This is a genomic window from Streptacidiphilus rugosus AM-16, assembly GCF_000744655.1.
GTDB lineage: Bacteria > Actinomycetota > Actinomycetes > Streptomycetales > Streptomycetaceae > Streptacidiphilus > Streptacidiphilus rugosus.
Map to the genome: position 1 here is coordinate 6820427 of NZ_JQMJ01000004.1, position 16694 is coordinate 6837120.

13 protein-coding genes are annotated in these 16694 nt (G+C 72.9%); 7 read left to right on the plus strand and 6 right to left on the minus strand.

What is annotated here, in order from left to right; all coding sequences use genetic code 11:
- Positions 1-54: 54 nt before the first annotated feature.
- Positions 55-1026, minus strand: a complete 972-nt coding sequence (locus BS83_RS39745; protein ID WP_037608227.1) for a sigma-70 family RNA polymerase sigma factor — start codon at positions 1024-1026, stop codon at positions 55-57.
- 312 nt (positions 1027-1338) lie between these two features.
- Here BS83_RS39745 and BS83_RS39750 point away from each other — a divergent pair, with 312 nt between their 5' ends.
- Positions 1339-2013 carry a phosphatase PAP2 family protein gene (locus tag BS83_RS39750; protein ID WP_157597499.1) on the plus strand — a complete coding sequence of 225 codons (675 nt, stop codon included), beginning with the start codon at positions 1339-1341 and terminating at the stop codon, positions 2011-2013.
- 37 nt (positions 2014-2050) lie between these two features.
- Here the strand turns inward: BS83_RS39750 and BS83_RS48125 are convergent, their stop codons facing one another.
- The 4 genes from BS83_RS48125 to BS83_RS39765 form a co-directional block, all read right to left on the minus strand.
- Entirely contained in the window at positions 2051-3430 is a 1380-nt protein-coding gene (locus BS83_RS48125; protein ID WP_232248651.1) for a mannosyltransferase YkcB-related protein, read from the minus strand.
- 11 nt (positions 3431-3441) lie between these two features.
- Positions 3442-4419 (minus strand): glycosyltransferase family 39 protein, encoded by a 978-nt coding sequence (locus BS83_RS48130; protein WP_232248652.1) that lies wholly within the window; start codon positions 4417-4419, stop codon positions 3442-3444.
- On the minus strand, positions 4416-5702 hold the full coding sequence (locus BS83_RS39760; RefSeq protein WP_051945143.1) for a bifunctional glycosyltransferase family 2/GtrA family protein: 1287 nt from the start codon (positions 5700-5702) through the stop codon (positions 4416-4418). Before BS83_RS39760 ends, BS83_RS48130 begins: the two co-directional genes overlap by 4 nt.
- Before the next feature lie 493 nt (positions 5703-6195).
- Complete coding sequence (locus BS83_RS39765) at positions 6196-7773, minus strand: FadD3 family acyl-CoA ligase (RefSeq protein ID WP_037608228.1); 1578 nt, start codon at positions 7771-7773, stop codon at positions 6196-6198.
- 119 nt (positions 7774-7892) lie between these two features.
- Here BS83_RS39765 and BS83_RS39770 point away from each other — a divergent pair, with 119 nt between their 5' ends.
- The 4 genes from BS83_RS39770 to galE all read left to right on the plus strand — a co-directional run bounded on the left by BS83_RS39770 (position 7893) and on the right by galE (position 11616).
- Positions 7893-9035 carry a lipid-transfer protein gene (locus tag BS83_RS39770; RefSeq protein WP_037608230.1) on the plus strand — a complete coding sequence of 381 codons (1143 nt, stop codon included), beginning with the start codon at positions 7893-7895 and terminating at the stop codon, positions 9033-9035.
- Positions 9036-9113: 78 nt separating this feature from the next.
- The gene (locus tag BS83_RS39775; protein ID WP_037608231.1) at positions 9114-9575 is read left to right on the plus strand and encodes a Zn-ribbon domain-containing OB-fold protein; all 462 of its coding nucleotides are present in this window, start codon (positions 9114-9116) and stop codon (positions 9573-9575) included.
- Positions 9576-9872: 297 nt separating this feature from the next.
- The gene (locus BS83_RS39780; protein ID WP_084715289.1) at positions 9873-10595 is read left to right on the plus strand and encodes a polyprenol monophosphomannose synthase; all 723 of its coding nucleotides are present in this window, start codon (positions 9873-9875) and stop codon (positions 10593-10595) included.
- A 55-nt stretch (positions 10596-10650) separates the two neighbouring features.
- On the plus strand, positions 10651-11616 hold the full coding sequence (galE, locus tag BS83_RS39785; protein WP_037608234.1) for a UDP-glucose 4-epimerase GalE: 966 nt from the start codon (positions 10651-10653) through the stop codon (positions 11614-11616).
- A 302-nt stretch (positions 11617-11918) separates the two neighbouring features.
- On the opposite strand, the gene BS83_RS39790 is transcribed toward galE, so the two are convergent.
- A complete protein-coding gene (locus tag BS83_RS39790; RefSeq protein WP_037608235.1) occupies positions 11919-14237 on the minus strand; it encodes an outer membrane protein assembly factor BamB family protein in 2319 nt (772 codons plus the stop codon).
- Between the two features lie 275 nt (positions 14238-14512).
- Between BS83_RS39790 and BS83_RS39795 the strand changes: the two genes are divergently transcribed.
- Together BS83_RS39795 and BS83_RS39800 are read left to right on the plus strand one after the other, a co-directional pair.
- Positions 14513-15937 carry an SAM-dependent methyltransferase gene (locus BS83_RS39795; protein WP_063774326.1) on the plus strand — a complete coding sequence of 475 codons (1425 nt, stop codon included), beginning with the start codon at positions 14513-14515 and terminating at the stop codon, positions 15935-15937.
- 59 nt (positions 15938-15996) lie between these two features.
- Positions 15997-16644 carry a TetR family transcriptional regulator gene (locus tag BS83_RS39800; protein WP_037608237.1) on the plus strand — a complete coding sequence of 216 codons (648 nt, stop codon included), beginning with the start codon at positions 15997-15999 and terminating at the stop codon, positions 16642-16644.
- Positions 16645-16694 lie beyond the last annotated feature (50 nt).

Here is a 16694-nt window from a genome sequence, read left to right on the forward strand (position 1 = left end):
CCTTTCGGCGCAACGGGGGCTCCTTCGAGGTGGCCCAACCTCTGGCGGTGACGCTTACGCGGCCTCGAAGCCGGCGTGGTCGGCGATCTTCTTGAGCTCGGCCAGCGCGTGCTTCTCGATCTGACGGATCCGCTCACGGGTCAGACCGTGCTGCTTGCCGACCTCGGTGAGGGTCCGCTCGCGGCCGTCCTCGATGCCGTAGCGCGAGCGGATGATCGACGCCGTCCGGTCGTCCAGCCGGTCGATCAGCTTGTCGAGCTCCTCGCGGCGGAGCATGACCAGGACCGCGTCCTCGGGCGAGGTGGCGCCGGTGTCCTCGACGAGGTCACCGAACTGGGTCTCGCCGTCGTCGTCGACGGTCATGTTGAGGCTGACCGGGTCCCGCGCCCAGTCGAGCACGTCCTTGATCCGCTCCTCGGTCGTGTCCAGCTCGGCCGCGACCTCGGCGGGCTCGACCTCACGGCCGAGCTCCTTGGACTTCTCGCGCTGCACGCGTCGGATCCGGCCGAGCTCCTCGACCAGGTGCACGGGCAGCCGGATGGTGCGCGACTGGTCGGCGATGGACCGGGTGATCGCCTGCCGGATCCACCAGGTCGCGTAGGTGGAGAACTTGAAGCCCTTGCCGAAGTCGAACTTCTCGACGGCACGGACCAGGCCCGCGTTGCCCTCCTGGATCAGATCCAGCAGCGGCAGGCCGCTGCGGGGGTAGCGGCGGGCCACGGCGACGACGAGGCGGAGGTTGGACCGAATGAAGACGTCCTTGGCACGCTGCCCGTCAGCGGCTATCGCCCGGAGCTCGTCCTCCGTCGCGTCGCCCACGGTCGCGCCCTCTTCGAGGAGATGCTCCGCGAAGACGCCCGCCTCGATCCGGGTGGACAGCTCGACCTCCTGCGCCGCGTCGAGCAGCGGGGTTCGCGCGATCTCGTCCAGGTACATACCGACGAGGTCTCGGTCGGCCTCACCAGCGGTCGGACGCGCGGTGCGCATCCGATCGGCCTTGTCGCGGACGACGGCACGGGTGGCCATACGTACTCCCTCGGTGACCTGACGGGCCTGGCTGGCCCGTTCGTGGGAACTGCTTACGTAACGACTCAACGACGAGTTGTCGGGAATCATTCCCGAGGCGGTGTTTTTCTTCGCCCGTAGCAGTATGCTGTCCGGTTTCACCCCGAACGTCGGCGGAGTGTCATCGCCCGGTTACGGTGGGGCGGGCGTCCGGATCTGTCACTCTCTGGGACGATTGTCCGCCCGGCCTTGGTTCCCCGCGCGGTGAACCCGAGGCCTTCGCGCCGGGAGGAGACGCACGTGCGGTGCTGGCGGCTGTGGACGGGAGCGGCCGTGTGCCTCCTGCTCTTCGGGGTCCTCCTGGCCCTGGTGGAAACCCCCTGGCACGCGCTGATCCGCTTCGACCTCTCCTTCGACCAGCACCTGCACGCCACCGCCCTGCACCACGCCGCGTGGACCGGATCGATGCGCACCATCACCTCGGTGCTGTCCCCGCTCGTGCTCCGGGTGGTGCTGGGAGCGGTCGTCGTCTGGCTCTGGTGGCGCGGCGCGCGGATCGCCGCCGTCTGGGCGGCGTGCTGCGGGCTCGTCCAGGCCGGGCTCGAGGTCGCCGTGAAGCAGGCGGTCGCCCGACCGCGGCCACTGCTGCCGCATCCCGTCTCCACCGCGACGGACTGGTCCTTCCCCTCCGGCCATGCGATGACCGCGGCCGTGATCATCCCGCTGCTCGTCGCCGTGGTCTGGCCGCGCCTGCGACGGCGCGCCATGCGCGCGCTGGCGGCGGGCACAGGGGCCGCGCTCGTCCTGCTGGTCAGCTGGACCAGGCTGGGCCTGGGCGTGCACTGGCCCAGCGACATCGTCGCCGGCTGGCTGCTGGCCGGGTTCACCCTCTGCGCGGTGACGGCCGCGGTGGACACCTGGCGGCCCGGGATGCGGACGGCCGAGCTCCGCCGCGTCCGCACCCGCGCCGCCCAGCGGGTACAGCGGCGGAGCGCGGACTCGCTGTGAACGAGTCCGCGCCCCACCGGTCCCTCAACCGGGACGGCTACGCCTTGCAGTCGTAGAGCACCTGCCCGGACGAGGCCGACGCGGCGGACGACGCCGAGGAGGACGAGGCCGACGACGAGCTCGACGAGGTGCCGGAGCCGCCGTACTCGGAGGCCTTCACGACCGTGCAACTGGACTTCACATACGCGGTCGCGGCGCTGTTGGCCGACCCGCCTCCGGGGCCGCCGCCCATGCCGCCGTCGCTGCCGATCAGCACGTAGCGCAGCTGTCCGGAGGCGATGTAGGTCTTGAGCTTGGCCAGCGGCATCGCCGGGTCGTCCCCGGTGAAGCCGCCCATGCCGATGACGGCCTCGCCGCCGGACTGCAGGATCATCTCGGCCGCGGACTGCGCGCTGGACACGGCGACCAGCCAGGTCGCACTGCCCTGGTTCTTCTCCAGGTAGGAGAGGAGCGCCGAGCTGACACCGCCGCCCATGCCGCCGCCACCGCCGAAGCCGCCCATACGCGGGGCCCCGCCTGCGACGCCGGTCCCCGCGTCACCCGCAGGCAGCCCGCCCGCGGCGCCGCCCGGCATACCGCCGTCGGAGAATCCTCCCTGCGTCGAGCCGCCCGGAGCGCCACCCGCCGAAGTGCTTCCCCCTGTGCCACTTCCGCCCGGGGCCGCGCCGCCCGCACCACCGCCCGCCGACGCACCGCCGGATGAGCCGCCACCGGGGAATCCGCCCGTCGGACGCTCGCCCGAGACCGAACCCGAGCCGCCGCCCGCACCGGAGCCGCCGGCCCTGCCCGACATGCCGGGGAAACCCTCGGGGAAACCGCCGCGCATGCCGCCGAAGCCACCGCCCGGCATACCGCCGAAACCGCCCGAGGACGCCGGGCCGCCGGTCGGGTTGGTGCCCTGGACGGAGCCGGAGGTCACGGTGTCGGCGGCATAGGCGGCCGGACCGGCCACCAGGGCCAGCGCCGCCGCGACCGCGCCGACGGCGAGCAGGCGTCCGCGCACCGCGGCAAGCGCCGCGCTCGCGCCGAAACGCGCGACCAGCAGGGCGACCACCCCGGCGACCGCCAGCACGGCGACGGTGGGCCAGAGCCAGGGAGCGAAGGTCGCGGTACGGCGCAGCAGGACGACCGCCCAGACCGCCGAGACGGCGACGCCCAGCGGCAGCACCGCCGCCCAGACGGCCCGGCGCGAGGGTGAGCGCAGGGCGCGCAGCAGCATCGTGCCGCCGGCGGCGGTCAGCGCGGCGATGGCCGGGGCCAGCATGGTCGTGTAGTAGGGGTGGAAGGTCCCGGAGGAGAAACTGAAGACCACATAGTGGGTCAGCAGCCAGCCGCCCCAGAGCAGCAGCGAGGCCCGCTGCATGTCGGTCCGGGGCCGGCGTCCGCGCAGCACCAGGGCGCCCACCAGGGCGATCACCGCGAAGGGGATCAGCCAGGAGATCTGGCCGCCGAGGATGTCGTTGAAGAGCCGACCCGCGCCGGAGGTCCCGCCGAAGTTGGCGCCACCGCCGCCACCACCACGCCCGGCCGAGCCCCCGGCCCACCGCCGCTGCCGCCGCCCGCGCCGAGGACGCGCTGCAGGCCGTTGTAGCCGATGACCAGGTTCCACACGGTGCCGTCCGTGCTGGACCCGATGAACGGATGGTTCTTGATCGAGTCGACGGTCAGCATCCACCAGGCGCTGGACACCACCAGGGCCACCGCGGCGACCAGCAGGTTCCGCAGCCGGCGCAGCCAACCGCCGCGCGCCGCCCAGATGTAGGCCAGGAAGAGGGCCGGGAGCACCATGTACGCCTGCAGCATCTTGGTGTTGAAGGCGAAGCCGACCAGCACGGCGCTGACCACCAGCTGCCACAGCGTGCCGCGCCGGATCGCCTCCAGGCAGAACCAGGCCGCCGAGACGGTCAGCAGCACCAGCACGGGGTCGGGGTTGTTGTCCCTGTTGATCGCCACCGTGATCGGCGTGAGCGCCAGCACCACGGCCGCGACCGTCGCCGCGACGGCGCCGAAGCTACGCCGAACCGCGCTGTAGAGCACGGCGACCGCCGCCACCCCGCACAGCGCGATCGGCAGCAGCATCTGCCAGCTGCCGAAACCGAAGATCCGGCAGCTGGCCTCCATCAGCCAGAGCGCGAACGGCGGCTTGTCCACGGTGATGTAGTTGCCGGTGTCCAGGGACCCGTAGAACATCGCGGACCAGCTCTTGGTGCCGCTCAGCACCGCCGCCGCGTAGTACGAGTTCGCGTTGCCGTTCTGGCCGAGGCCGTAGCAGTAGACGAGCGCCGCGAGCAGCAGGCTGCCCCAGTACGCGGGACGGATCCAGCGGGCGGCTCGGGGACGTGCCGGCCTGCTGCGGCCGGTCGGGGCGGCGGACGTGTCCACCGGGGCTTGGATATGGGCACTCACCGGTGCGTCTCCTGGTTCAGGTGCGAGAGTTCGGACTGCGGCGCCGCCTGCCACGCGCTCCTGGCGGCGCGCCTCGGGTTGAAGACCCAGGCCCGCATCAGCACGAAGCGCACGACCGTGGACAGCGCGTTCGCGCCGACCAGCCAGCCCAGTTCGACGGCGTGCGAGGCGCCGGGCGACACGACGCCCGCGAGCGCCAGCGCGAGCGTGCTGAGCACCAGCCCGATCAGGAAGGCGATCCCGCCCTCCACCTGGTGCTTCAGCGCGTCACGCGGCCCGGTGACGCCGAAGGTGAAGCGTCGGTTGGCGGCGGTGTTCGCGATCGCGGTCAGCAACAGCGCCACCGCGTTGGCGAGTTCGGCCGGCACGGTCTGCCGCAGGGCCAGGTAGAGGACCAGGTAGGCGAGCGTGCTCAGCACGCCGACCATCGCGAAGCTGGCCAGCTGCCAGCGCATGCCGTTCGGCAGTTGGGCCTGCCGCGGGCGCGGCGGGACGGGCAGTCTGGTCGCCCCGAAGACGGCCTGCCGCCCGACCCGCCACATGCCCTTCAGGTCGTCCTTGACCGTCCGGACGATGTCGACGCGACTGTCGGGGTCGTCGGTCCAGTCGACGGGGACCTCGTGGATCCGCAGGCCGCTGCGCTCGGCGAGCAGCAGCAGCTCGGTGTCGAAGAACCAGGTCTCGTCCTCGACCTCGGCCAGCAGCGCCTGGACCACCTCGGTCCTGGCGGCCTTGAAACCGCACTGCGCGTCGGAGAACTTGGCGGCGAGAGTCGCCCGGAGCAGGAAGTTGTAGGTGCGGGAGATGATCTCCCGCTTGGGGCCGCGGACGACGGCGGAGCCGCGGTGCAGCCGGCTGCCGATCGCGAGGTCGCTGTGGCCCGAGAGCAGCGGCGCGACCAGCGGGAGGAAGGCGTCCAGGTCGGTGGAGAGGTCCACGTCCATGTAGCTCACGACGTCGGCGTCGCTGCCGCCCCAGACGTGTCGCAGGGCGCGCCCGCGGCCCTTCTGCGCCAGGTGCACGGCTCTGACCTCGGCGAACTCCGCGGCGAGCGCGGTGGCCACCTGCCAGGTGCCATCGATGCTGGCGTTGTCGGCGACCGTGATCCGGAAGCGGTAGGGGAAGTTCTCCCGCAGGTACGCGTGCAGGGTGCGGATGCTGCGGGCGAGGACGTGCTCCTCGTTGTAGACGGGGACGACCACCTCGACCAGCTTGGTGCGGGTGCCGTCCCGGCCTGCGGCGGGAGGGGCGGGCTCTGCCGCCAACGCGGACGAATGGTTCATGTCCTGCACTCTTCGCGGCGGCGCTGTGCCGGGGCTGTGACGTGCTTAGGTGCGGACTAGGGCCTGCGGCCCGCCGCCAGGGGCGCGGGGCGCCGTTCGATGAGCCGCGCGCGCGAGACACCACCGGCTTGCGGACAGCCTTGCGCGTTCGGCCTGCCGGACGGGTGGCTGGGTGGCTTGTCGCGCACACAGTCGATCGAGCAGAGCGTCACGCCCTTGGCCGAGTTCAACTGCCCCCTTGTGCACCGGTGCCGCACTCGCGCGCCGAAGGCGCGCAGTTCCTCGCGCCCCCGGCGGAGTGCAACGACCTCTCTTGCGCGGAAGTGCCGGGCCCGCGCGCCGAAGGCGCGCAGTTCCTCGCGCCCCTGGCGAAGTGCAACAACCCCTCTTGCGCGGAAGTGCCGGGCCCGCGCGCCGAAGGCGCGCAGTTCCTCGCGCCCTGGCGGGGTGCGCCCGTGGGGAGGCGCAGCGGGCCCGCCGTCGCGCAGCCTTGCTAACGCGCCCTCAGGTCGCCCTTGAGGACCTTGCCGGAGGCGTTGCGCGGGAGCTCGGGGACGAAGACCACCTCGCGGGGCACCTTGTAGTTGGCCATCTCCCTGCGGCACCAGGCGATCAGCTCGTCCTCCGCCGCCGCCGAAGGCGTCCCGCGGGGAACGACGAAGGCGCGGCCGACCTCGCCGAGGCGGGGGTCGGGGACGCCGACCACCGCGGAGTCGACGACGAGCGGATGGCGGGCCAGGACCCGTTCGATCTCCGCCGGGTAGGCGTTGAAGCCGCCCACGGTGTACATGTCCTTGAGCCGGTCCGTGATCCGCAGGTTGCCGTCCGCGTCCAGGACGCCGACGTCGCCGGTGCGGAGCCAGCCGTCGTCGGTGAAGGTCTCCGCCGTCCCGGCCGGGTCCTCGAAGTACTCACGCATGACCGTGTAGCCGCGGACCTGGACCTCGCCGGGCATGCCGGGGGGCTGGTCCTTGCCGTCTGCGTCGCGCACGCGGACCTCGACGCCCGGGATCGCCCGGCCGGACGTCCGTGCCACGGTGTCCGGCTCGTCGTCGCGGCGGCACATGGTGACCATGCCGCAGGATTCCGTCAGGCCGTAGGCCGTCAGGACGGTGGCGAAGCCGAGCTCGTCGCGGACGCGGTGGACCAGCTCCAGCGGGACGACGGCCGCGCCGGTGACCGCGAGCCGGAGCGAGGAGAGGTCGTGCTGGGCGCGGGACGGGTGCTCCAGCAGCGACTGGTAGACGGTGGGGGCGCCGGGCAGCACGCTGACCCGCTCCGTGGAGATCTTGGCCAGTACCGATTCGGGGTCGAAGACCGGCTGGGGCAGGATCGTCGCGCCCCGCATCAGCGAGGCGAGGATGCCCGCCTTCCAGCCGAAGGTGTGGGTGAACGGGTTGATCACCAGATAGCGGTCGCCCTCCCTGAGACCGGCCAGGTCGGCCCAGGCGCCGAAGGCCCGCAGGGTCTGGGCGTGGGTGGTGACCGCGCCCTTGGGCAGGCCGGTGGTGCCGGAGGTGAACATGATGTCGACCGGGTCCTCCGGCCGGACGGCCGCGACGCGCTCCAGCACCGAACGCTCGGGCACGTCCGCGCCGGCCGCGAGGAAGCCGCGCCAGGACAGCAGTCCCTCCGGCACCGCCTCCGTCTCGCCGAGCAGCACCGTCGCCCGCAGGTCGGGCAGCGGGCCGGCTGCCCGAAGCGCGGAGATGTAGCTGACGCCGAGGAAGTTCGCGGTGACGAACAGCAGGGACGCGCGGGTCCGCCGGAGCAGTTCCGCCGCCTCGCCGCCCTTGAGCCTGGTGTTCAGCGGCACCAGCACCGCGCCCGCGCTGACCGCTCCGAGCGCCGCCACCACGTAGTCGGGCGCGTTCGGCGCCCAGATGCCGACGCGGTCGCCGGGCCGGACCCCCGCCGCCATGACGCCCGCCGCAGCCCGGCGGACCCGTTGCGCGAGCTGCTCGTAGCTGATCCGCGTGCGCGGGCCGACCACCGCCTCGCGGCCGCCGAAGCGGGCGCCCGCCCGCTGGACGAGCTCGGCGACGGTGCCCCACTCCAGGTCTGCCCGCATCTCCGACCGCCCCTTCCCTCGCATGTGACTGAGTGTCAGATTAGGCTCGCCCCGGACTTCCCGGAAGGGCCCCCGGAGCATATTCTGACGGCACGTCAGATAATCTTGGGGGAGCCGCCATGCTCAAGGACCGCACGGCCGTCGTCGGCATCGGCCAGACCCGCTTCGCCAAGCATCTGGAGGAGTCGGAGAAGGCTCTCGCCTGCCGGGCGGTCCTCGCCGCCCTGGACGACGCCGGCATCGAGCCGCGCGAGGTCGACGCGCTCGCCTCCTTCACCATGGAGGAGACCGACGAGGTGGAGCTGGCCAAGGCCATCGGCGCGGGCGACATCATCTTCTTCTCCCGGGCCGGCTTCGGCGGCGGCGGGTCCTGCGCGACGGTGGCGCACCTCGCGATGGCCGTGGCGAGCGGCCAGGCCAGCGTCGGCGTCGCCTGGCGCAGCCGGAAGCGCGGCAGCGGCAAGCGGCCGTGGACCAACACCACGCAGCAGCTTCCCACCCCGGCCCAGTGGACCCGCCCCTTCGGGCTGCTCCGCCCAGCGGACGAGATCGGCATGCTGGCCCGGCGCTACATGCACGAGCACGGGGCCACCCGCGACCACCTGTTCAACGTCGCCCTCGCCTGCCGCAACCGGGCCAACCAGAACCCGGACGCGATCATGTACGACCGGCCGCTCACCCGCGAGATGTACATGGACGCGCGCTGGATCAGCGAGCCGCTCTGCCTGTACGACAACTGCCTGGAGACCGACGGCGCGCTGGCCTGCGTCGTGGTCAGCGCCGAACGCGCCCGTGACTGCCGCCGCAAGCCCGTCTACCTGCACTCCGTGGCCCAGGGCCTGCCCGCGCAGCACCACGGGATGGTCAACTACTGGAACGACGACCCGCTGACCGGCCCCGCCTGGGCCGCCGCGCGGCAGCTGTGGAAGACGGCCGACTTCGGCCCGGAGGACGTCGACGTCGCGCAGATCTACGACGCCTTCACCCCGCTGATCCCGCTCTCGCTGGAGGGGTACGGCTTCTGCGGTCGCGGCGAGGGCGCGGCGTTCACCGAGGGCGGCGCACTGGAACTCGGCGGGCGGCTCCCCGTCAACACCGGCGGCGGCGGGCTCTCCGAGGGCTACATCCACGGCTTCAACCTGATCAACGAGGGCGTGAAGCAGCTGCGCGGCATCTCCACCGCCCAGGTGCCGGACGCCGCGACGTGCCTGGTCACCGCGGGCGAGGGCGTGCCGACCTCGGCCCTGCTGCTGCGCGCCTGACCCGGGTCCGCCTCCACCGAGGCCCCGAGCGCGCACCCCGCACCAGCTCCAGCCCAGCTCCCGAGGAGGGAACGCCCGATGGACACCATGACCGCCGACGGACTGCTGCTGCCCTGGCCGGACGACGACGGCGAGCCGTTCTGGGAGTACACCCGGCGCGGCGAACTGCGGGTCCAGGCCTGCGCGGACTGCGGCCGGCTCCGCTTCCCGCCGCGTCCCTGCTGCCCGCAGTGCGGCAGCTTCGCCGACGAGTGGCGGCTCATGTCCGGACGCGGGCGGCTCTGGTCCTTCGTGGTGGCCCACCCGCCGCTGCTGCCCGCCTACGCGGAGCGCGCGCCCTACCCGGTCGCCGTGGTGGAGCTGGACGAGGACCCGAAGATCCGTCTGGTGGGCACGCTCACGAGCTCCCCGCGCCGCCCGAACGCGCCGTGGAACGCCGTTCCCGCGCAGCGGCTCCGGATCGGCGCGCCGGTCCAGGCGGTCTTCCAGGCGGTGACCCCCGAGGTGACCGTCGTCCGCTGGGCCCTGTGCGGAAGCTGACGGTCCGTAGGTGCGCCGACGGGGCGTGGGACGCCCGGGTCAATCCCGGGACGGCGCCTCTCCTCCTCCATCCGGGTGACCCGGTTGCACAGCGTCCCTGTGCGGGAACAGTGCGTTTCCTCGGCGCCAACATGCATCCGGCTGTCCACCCACCTGCTGCAATCGAATACAGTGCAACGTCGTCCGCGTCCTGTCCCCGCGCGGTCGAAACGGCCGGATTCAGCATCAGCAGGAGCCACAGTGACCAAGCCCGCCGCCCTTCCCGAGGACTGGGCGCAGACCCCGGTCACCGTCGTCATGCCGACTTACAACGAGATCGGCAGTCTCGAAGCGACGGTCGACCAGGTGATGGCCCTGGACCTTCCCGGCCTGCACCTGAAGATCGTCGACGACAGCAGCCCCGACGGCACCGGCGAGCTCGCCGAGAAGCTGGCCCTGGCTCACATCCAGAACGGTCGGCCGCGGATCAGCGTGCTGCACCGCAAGGGCAAGGACGGGCTGGGCAAGGCCTACGCGGCCGGCATGGCGCTGGCGGTGTCGGAGGGCGCCCGCTACGTCGTCCAAATGGACGCGGACGGCAGCCACCCGGCGTCGGCGATCCCGCAGATGCTGGGCACGGCGCTGTCGACCGGGTCGGGCCTGGTCGTCGGCAGCCGCTACGTCCCCGGCGGCCAGCTCGCCGAGGAGTGGCGCTGGCACCGTCGCCTGCTCTCCCGCTGGGCCAACGCCTACGCGGGAACGATTCTCTCCACCCGGGTGCGCGACATCACCGCCGGCTTCAACCTGTGGAGTGCCGAGGCGCTGCGCGCGGTCGACCTGGACACCCTGGAGAGTGCCGGCTACAGCTTCCAGGTCGAGCTCAAGTTCCGGGCCGTCCACGCCGGTTTCGGCGCGATGGAGGTGCCGATCCGCTTCGAGGAGCGGCGGGCCGGCGAGTCCAAGATGAGCTTCGCCGTGCAGCTGGAGTCGGCGATCGTACCGTGGCGTCTCCGTCTGCGGGCGCGTTCCCGCAAGGGCTGACCGACATGGGTCGCAGCGGCGCGGGCCGCTCGCCCCGGCTCGCTACAGTGACGCCATGACCTGGCTTGTCACCGGCGGAGCCGGCTACATCGGAGCGCACGTCGTCCGCGCGATGCTCGCGGCCGACCACGATGTCGTCGTGCTCGACGACCTGAGCACGGGCGACCCGGCCCGGCTGCCCGCGGGCGTCCCCTTGGTCACCGGCTCCACGCTGGACCGGGCACTGCTGGACCGGACGCTGCGGGAGCACGCCGTCACGGGCGTGCTCCACATCGCGGCGAGGAAGCAGGTCGGCGAGTCGGTCGAGAAGCCGCTCTGGTACTACCGGGAGAACGTCGAGGGCCTGCGGGTGGTCCTGGAGGCGGCGGCGGACGCCGGCGTCCGGAGCTTCCTGCTGTCCTCCTCGGCGGCGGTCTACGGCATGCCCGACGTGGAGCTGGTCACCGAGGACACCCCCTGCGCGCCGATGAGCCCGTACGGGGAGACCAAGCTGGCCGGCGAGTGGCTGGTCCGCGCGGTGGGCCGGGCCCACGGCATGGGCACGGTGTCGCTCCGCTACTTCAACGTCGCGGGCGCGGCGACGCCGGAGCTGGGCGATCCGGGGGTGTTCAACCTGGTCCCGATGGTCTTCGAGCGCCTGGACGCGGGCGAGGCCCCGCGCATCTTCGGGGACGACTACCCGACGCCGGACGGCACCTGCGTGCGCGACTACATCCATGTCGCGGACGTGGCGGAGGCGCATGTCGCCGCGGTGCGGCGGTTGACGACCGCGGACGGCGGGACGGACCTGGTCCTGAACATCGGCCGGGGTGAGGGCGTCTCCGTCCGCGAGATCCTGGACGTCATCGGCGAGGTCACCGGCCTGGACACGACCGGCGAGGTCACCCCCCGCCGCGCGGGCGACCCGGCCCGCGTGGTCGCCTCCGCGGACCGGATCGCCCACGAGCTGGGCTGGAAGGCCCGCTTCGACGTCCACGACATGATCTCCTCCGCCTGGGCCGGCTGGCGCACCCGCCACTGACCCCTCCCGGGGTCACCGGAGCAGACGGGCAACCACGCAGTGCCCCCAGGGGCGCGAGGAACTGCGCGAACAACCACCCTGCGCGGATGGCCCTGCGCGATGGGGGACCATCCGCATGCCGGTGGCTTGTCGCGCAGTTCCCCGCGCCCCTGGGTAGTGCAACCGACCCTCCGCTCGAAGGCTCGCGTCCGCGCGCCGGAGGCGCGCAGTTCCTCGCGCCCTGGAGTAGTGCAACCGGCGCGCCGCTCGAAAGCTCGCGTCTGCGCGCCCCCTGGGTAGTGCAACCGGCGCGCCATCGGAGGCTAGTCGCGGTTGGTGGCGGTGCCGCGGGCGGCGTCGAGGGCGTAGACGCAGTGGTCCTTGCTGCAGGCGAAGACGCGGCCGTCGGCGGCGACCGGGGAGCCGGTGATCTCGCCGCCGGTGTCGAGCTTCCAGTGGAGTCGGCCGGTCGCCAGGTCCAGGGTGTGCAGGGAGTGGTCGCGGCTGCCGACGTGGACCAGGCCGTTCGCCGAGGCGGGGACGCCGGTCAGCTCGCCGCGGGCGGCATAGCGCCAGCGCTCCCCGCCCGTGCGCGCGTCGAAGGCGAACACCGTCTCGCCGCTGCTCACCAGCACCGCGTCCGCGGCCAGCACCACCGGGTCCGCGCCCTGACGGCCGCCCGTGCGGGCGTGCCAGCGGACCGCGCCGGTGAGCGGGTCGAGCGCGAAGACCGTGCCGAGGTAGTCGGCGACGAAGACCCCCTCGTCGCTCACCGCGGGCGGCGTGAACAGCACGACCGGCGCGTCGAAGCGCCACCGCTCCACACCCGTGTTCGCGTCCAGCGCCAGCACCCGGGTGCCGTTGCAGACGTACAGGAGGCCCCGGTGCGGGGACGGGCGCGAGGGCACGTCCTCGCCCAGCGGGACCGCCCACTGCAGCTGCCCGGTCGTCAGCTCGACCGAACGCAGCCGGCCGCCGCCGTAGTAGTAGACCGAGTCACCGATCACGCACGGACCCGAGGCGGCGTTCTCGTAGTCCTGCTGGGCGTCCTTGGCCTGCCACATCACGCTGCCGTCGATCGCGGAGCGCACCTGGACGCCGCCGCCGCGGGTGCCCGCGACGACCGCGCCGCCCGCCGCGTCGAGGGCGTAGATCCAGGCCTCGGCCGAGACGCGCCAGCGCTCGGCGCCGTCCGCGGCCTGGCGCGTGAAGAGGTTCGGGCCGTCGGCGGCGTGCACCCGGCCGTCGGCGACCGCCAGCGCCCAGGCCACGTCGCCGGTGCGGAAGCGGCGCCGGCCGCTGGCGATGTCGAGGGCGTGGACCTCGAAGCTGGTGACGTAGAGGACGCCGTCGGCGACCAGGGGCGATCCCCAGACGTCGTGGGACATTCGGAACCGCCACGGCCGCCAGGGCGCCTCGGGGCTCGTGGAGGGCTGCGGCAGCGCCGGCGGGGCGGCGGGCGTGGCGGCGGGCGGCGTGGTGGCCGGCGTGGCCGGGGCCGCGTGCGCGCCGCGGCGGACCCAGCCGGTCTCCGGCGGGGTCACCGGCTCCGGCGGCCTGCCGACGGGCACCCGGACCCCTGGGCCGATCGGCGTGTCGACGCCGGGCAGCCGCACCATCGCCGGCAGCGCCGTCCGCGCCTCCTCCGACGCGTGGGCCGGAGCCGAGACCGGTGGGGCGACCGGCGGGGCGACCGGGGGCGCCACGGGCGGGGCGACCGGCGGCGTGAAGGGCGGGGGCGGCGGCGTGCGGCGGCCACGCTTCGCGTCGATCAGGGCCAGCGCCACCGGGGGGAGCCACTCCCCCGAGTCGCTCTCGCCGCCGTCGCCTGAGGCGTACAGGTGGGGGCCGAGCTCCGCGGCGATCTGGGCGGGCGAGGGGCGGCGCTCGGGCGCCGGGCGCATGCAGGCCTTGACCAGCGGTGCGAGCTCCTCCGGCAGCCCCGACAGGTCGGGGTTCTCGCGCAGCAGCATGAAGACCGTCTCGACCGGGTTCGCCCCGTGGTAGGGCGCGTGCCCGGTCGCCGCGTAGACGAGCAGTGAGCCGAGCGAGAAGACGTCCGAGGCGCCCTTGACGCCGCGGCTGTCCCTGGCCTGCTCGGGCGACATGTACGCCGGGGTGCCGACCGCCACGTTCGTCATGGTCAGCCTGGTGTGCGAGACGCCCGCCGCGATGCCGAAGTCGATCACGCGCGGACCGTCCTCGGTGACCAGCACGTTGGACGGCTTGAGGTCGCGGTGGACCAGGCCCGCCGCGTGGATGGACTGCAGCGCCTCCGCGATGCCGGCGACCAGCCAGCGCACCGTGCCGACCGGCAGGGGTCCGCAGTCGGTGACCAGGTCCTCCAGCGAGGGGGCCGGGATGTAGGCGGTGGCGAGCCACGGCACGGCCGCGTCCGCGTCCGCGTCGACCACGGCGGCCGTGTAGAAGCCGCTCACGGTGCGCGCCGCCGCGATCTCGCGGGCGAAGCGCACGCGGAAGAGCTGGTCCTCGGCCAGCTCCGCCCGCACCGTCTTGATCGCGACCCGTCGCCCCGCCGCGGAACGCGCCAGGTAGACCAAGCCCATCCCGCCCGCGCCGAGCCGGCCCAGCACCTCGAAGGGCCCGATCCGCCTGGGATCGTGCGCCGTCAGCTGGTCCACGTCCTCAGCACCTCCCCGTTGGGTTGCAAACGCCTTCCGCAGGGAAGACGCAGCTCTGATTGTCCATGCCGGAGCACCCCACAGGCCAACCCATCGCCGGGGACGTCAGCCACAACCCGGCAACGAATCCGCGGCGAGGCCCTGTGGGGCGCCCGGGCGACGCGCAGCGAAATGCGCAGGAATACGCCCCGGGCGAGCTGACGCGTCCTAAGTTGTGAACAGAGCATCACTCACCGACACCGCATACCTGCACCGGCGACCTCTCTGGAGCCGTGATGAGCGACAGTGCACAGGACCTCCGCGCGATGCTGACGGAGCTGCTCGGGACGGAGCCGCCGTTCCGCATCCGCACCTGGGACGACGCGGAGGCGGGTCCGGCCGGGGCGCCCCTGCTGGCGCTGGCGAACCGCCGTGCCCTGCGGCACCTGCTCTGGGCCCCCAACGAGCTCGGCCTGGCCCGCGCCTACGTCTCCGGTGACGTCACGCTGCCCGGCGAGACCGCGCTGTTCGACAAGGACGGGGATCCGGAGGACGACGAGGACTTCTACGAGCTGCTGCGCCGACTGGGGCGGCTCTCGGAGAGCCGCCCCGAGCTCTCGCTGCGGCCGTCGACGCGTTCGCTGATCGGCCCGCAGGGCCGACGGCTGGTCGGCACCGCCGCCCGCCTCGGCGCCATCGGCCCGCGGCCGCCGATCCCGCCGGAGGAGGCCAGGCGCCCCCGCGGCTCGGTGCACACGCTGCGCCGCGACCGCGCGGCGATCAGTCACCACTACGACGTCGGCAACGACTTCTACCGCCAGGTCCTCGGCCCCTCGCTCGTCTACTCCTGCGGCTACTGGCCTCCGGGCACGGCGTCGCTGGAGGCCGCCCAGGAGGCCAAGCTCGACCTGGTCTGCCGCAAGCTGGGCCTGCAGCAGCCGGGCGGGGGCGCGCGGCTGCTCGACGTCGGCTGCGGCTGGGGCTCGCTGCTGCTGCACGCCGCTCAGCACTACGGCGCCACCGGGGTCGGGGTCACCATCTCCGAGGAGCAGGCGCGCGGCGCGCGGGAGCGGATCGCCGAGGCCGGGCTCACGGACCGGATCACGGTCCGGGTGCAGGACTACCGCGAGATCGATGACGGGCCGTTCGACGCGATCTCCAGCATCGGGATGGCCGAGCACGTGGGCGCGGCCATGTACCGGCGGTACGCGACGACGCTGCGCGGGCTGCTGCGGCCCGGCGGCCGACTGCTCAACCATCAGATCGCCCGCCGCCCCGACGCCCCGGGCGAGCGCTACCGGCTCAGCCCCTTCATCGCGGCCTACGTCTTCCCCGACGGCGAGCTGGCTCCGCTGGGCCGCACGGTCACCCTGTTGGAGGAGGCGGGCTTCGAGGTCCGCGACGTGGAGTCGCTGCGCGAGCACTACGCGCTGACGCTGCGCCGGTGGGTGGCCAATCTGCAGGCGGACTGGGCCCAGGCGGTGAAGCTGGTGGGCCTGGGCCGGGCCAGGGTGTGGCGGCTCTACATGGCCGCTTCGGCGCTGGCGTTCGAGGAGAACAGGATCGGCGTGAACCAGGTGCTGGCCGTCAGGACCGGCCCCGAGGGCGGCAGTGGACTGCCGCTCAGCCGCGCGGCGTGGCTGGACGGGGCGGGTAAAGGCCCAGGAAACCGTGCGGCGACCGACCCAGGAGCCCGTGCGGCAGAGGGCCTGTCAGCCTGACGGAGCATTCACATTTCCCGCCGAATAGCGCCTCGATCATGCCACGGTAAACTGACGGCATGACAGGACAAGTTCGCACCGTCGATGGGCGTGTCGCCGGGCGGCGCGGGCAGGCGACGCGGCAGAAGCTGCTCGACTGCCTCCGCGAAATGCTCGGCACGTCGCCCTACCGGGACGTCAAGGTCATCGACGTCGCCCGGATGGCGGGTACCTCCCCCGCAACCTTCTACCAGTACTTCCCCGACGTCGAGGGCGCTGTCCTCGAGATCGCGGATGACATGGCCAAGGACGGCGCCGGTCTCAAGGACCTCGTCGCCGACAAGTCGTGGGTCGGCAAGGCCGGCTACCAGACGGCAGAGGAGCTGGTCGACGGCTTCCTCTCGTTCTGGCGCGACAACGAGGCCATCCTCCGTGTCGTGACGCTGGGCGCGGCGGAAGGGGACAAGCGGTTCTTCAAGATCCGCATGAAGATCCTCAACGCCGTGACCAACTCACTCACGGACTCCCTCAAGGCCATGCAGGCCTCTGGCAAGGCGGACAAGTCGGTCAGCGCGCCGGCCGTCGCCGGCTCCCTGGTGGCCATGCTGGCCGCCGTCGCGGAGCACCAGAAGGGTTTCGACTCCTGGGGCGTCAAGGCCAAGGAGCTCGGCCCGAACCTGGCCCTGCTGGTCTACCTCGGCATGACCGGCAAGAAGCCGCCGAAGTAACCTCCGGCTTCCGCTTCACCCCCACTTACGGAGCCGCGGGCCCGGTCGCC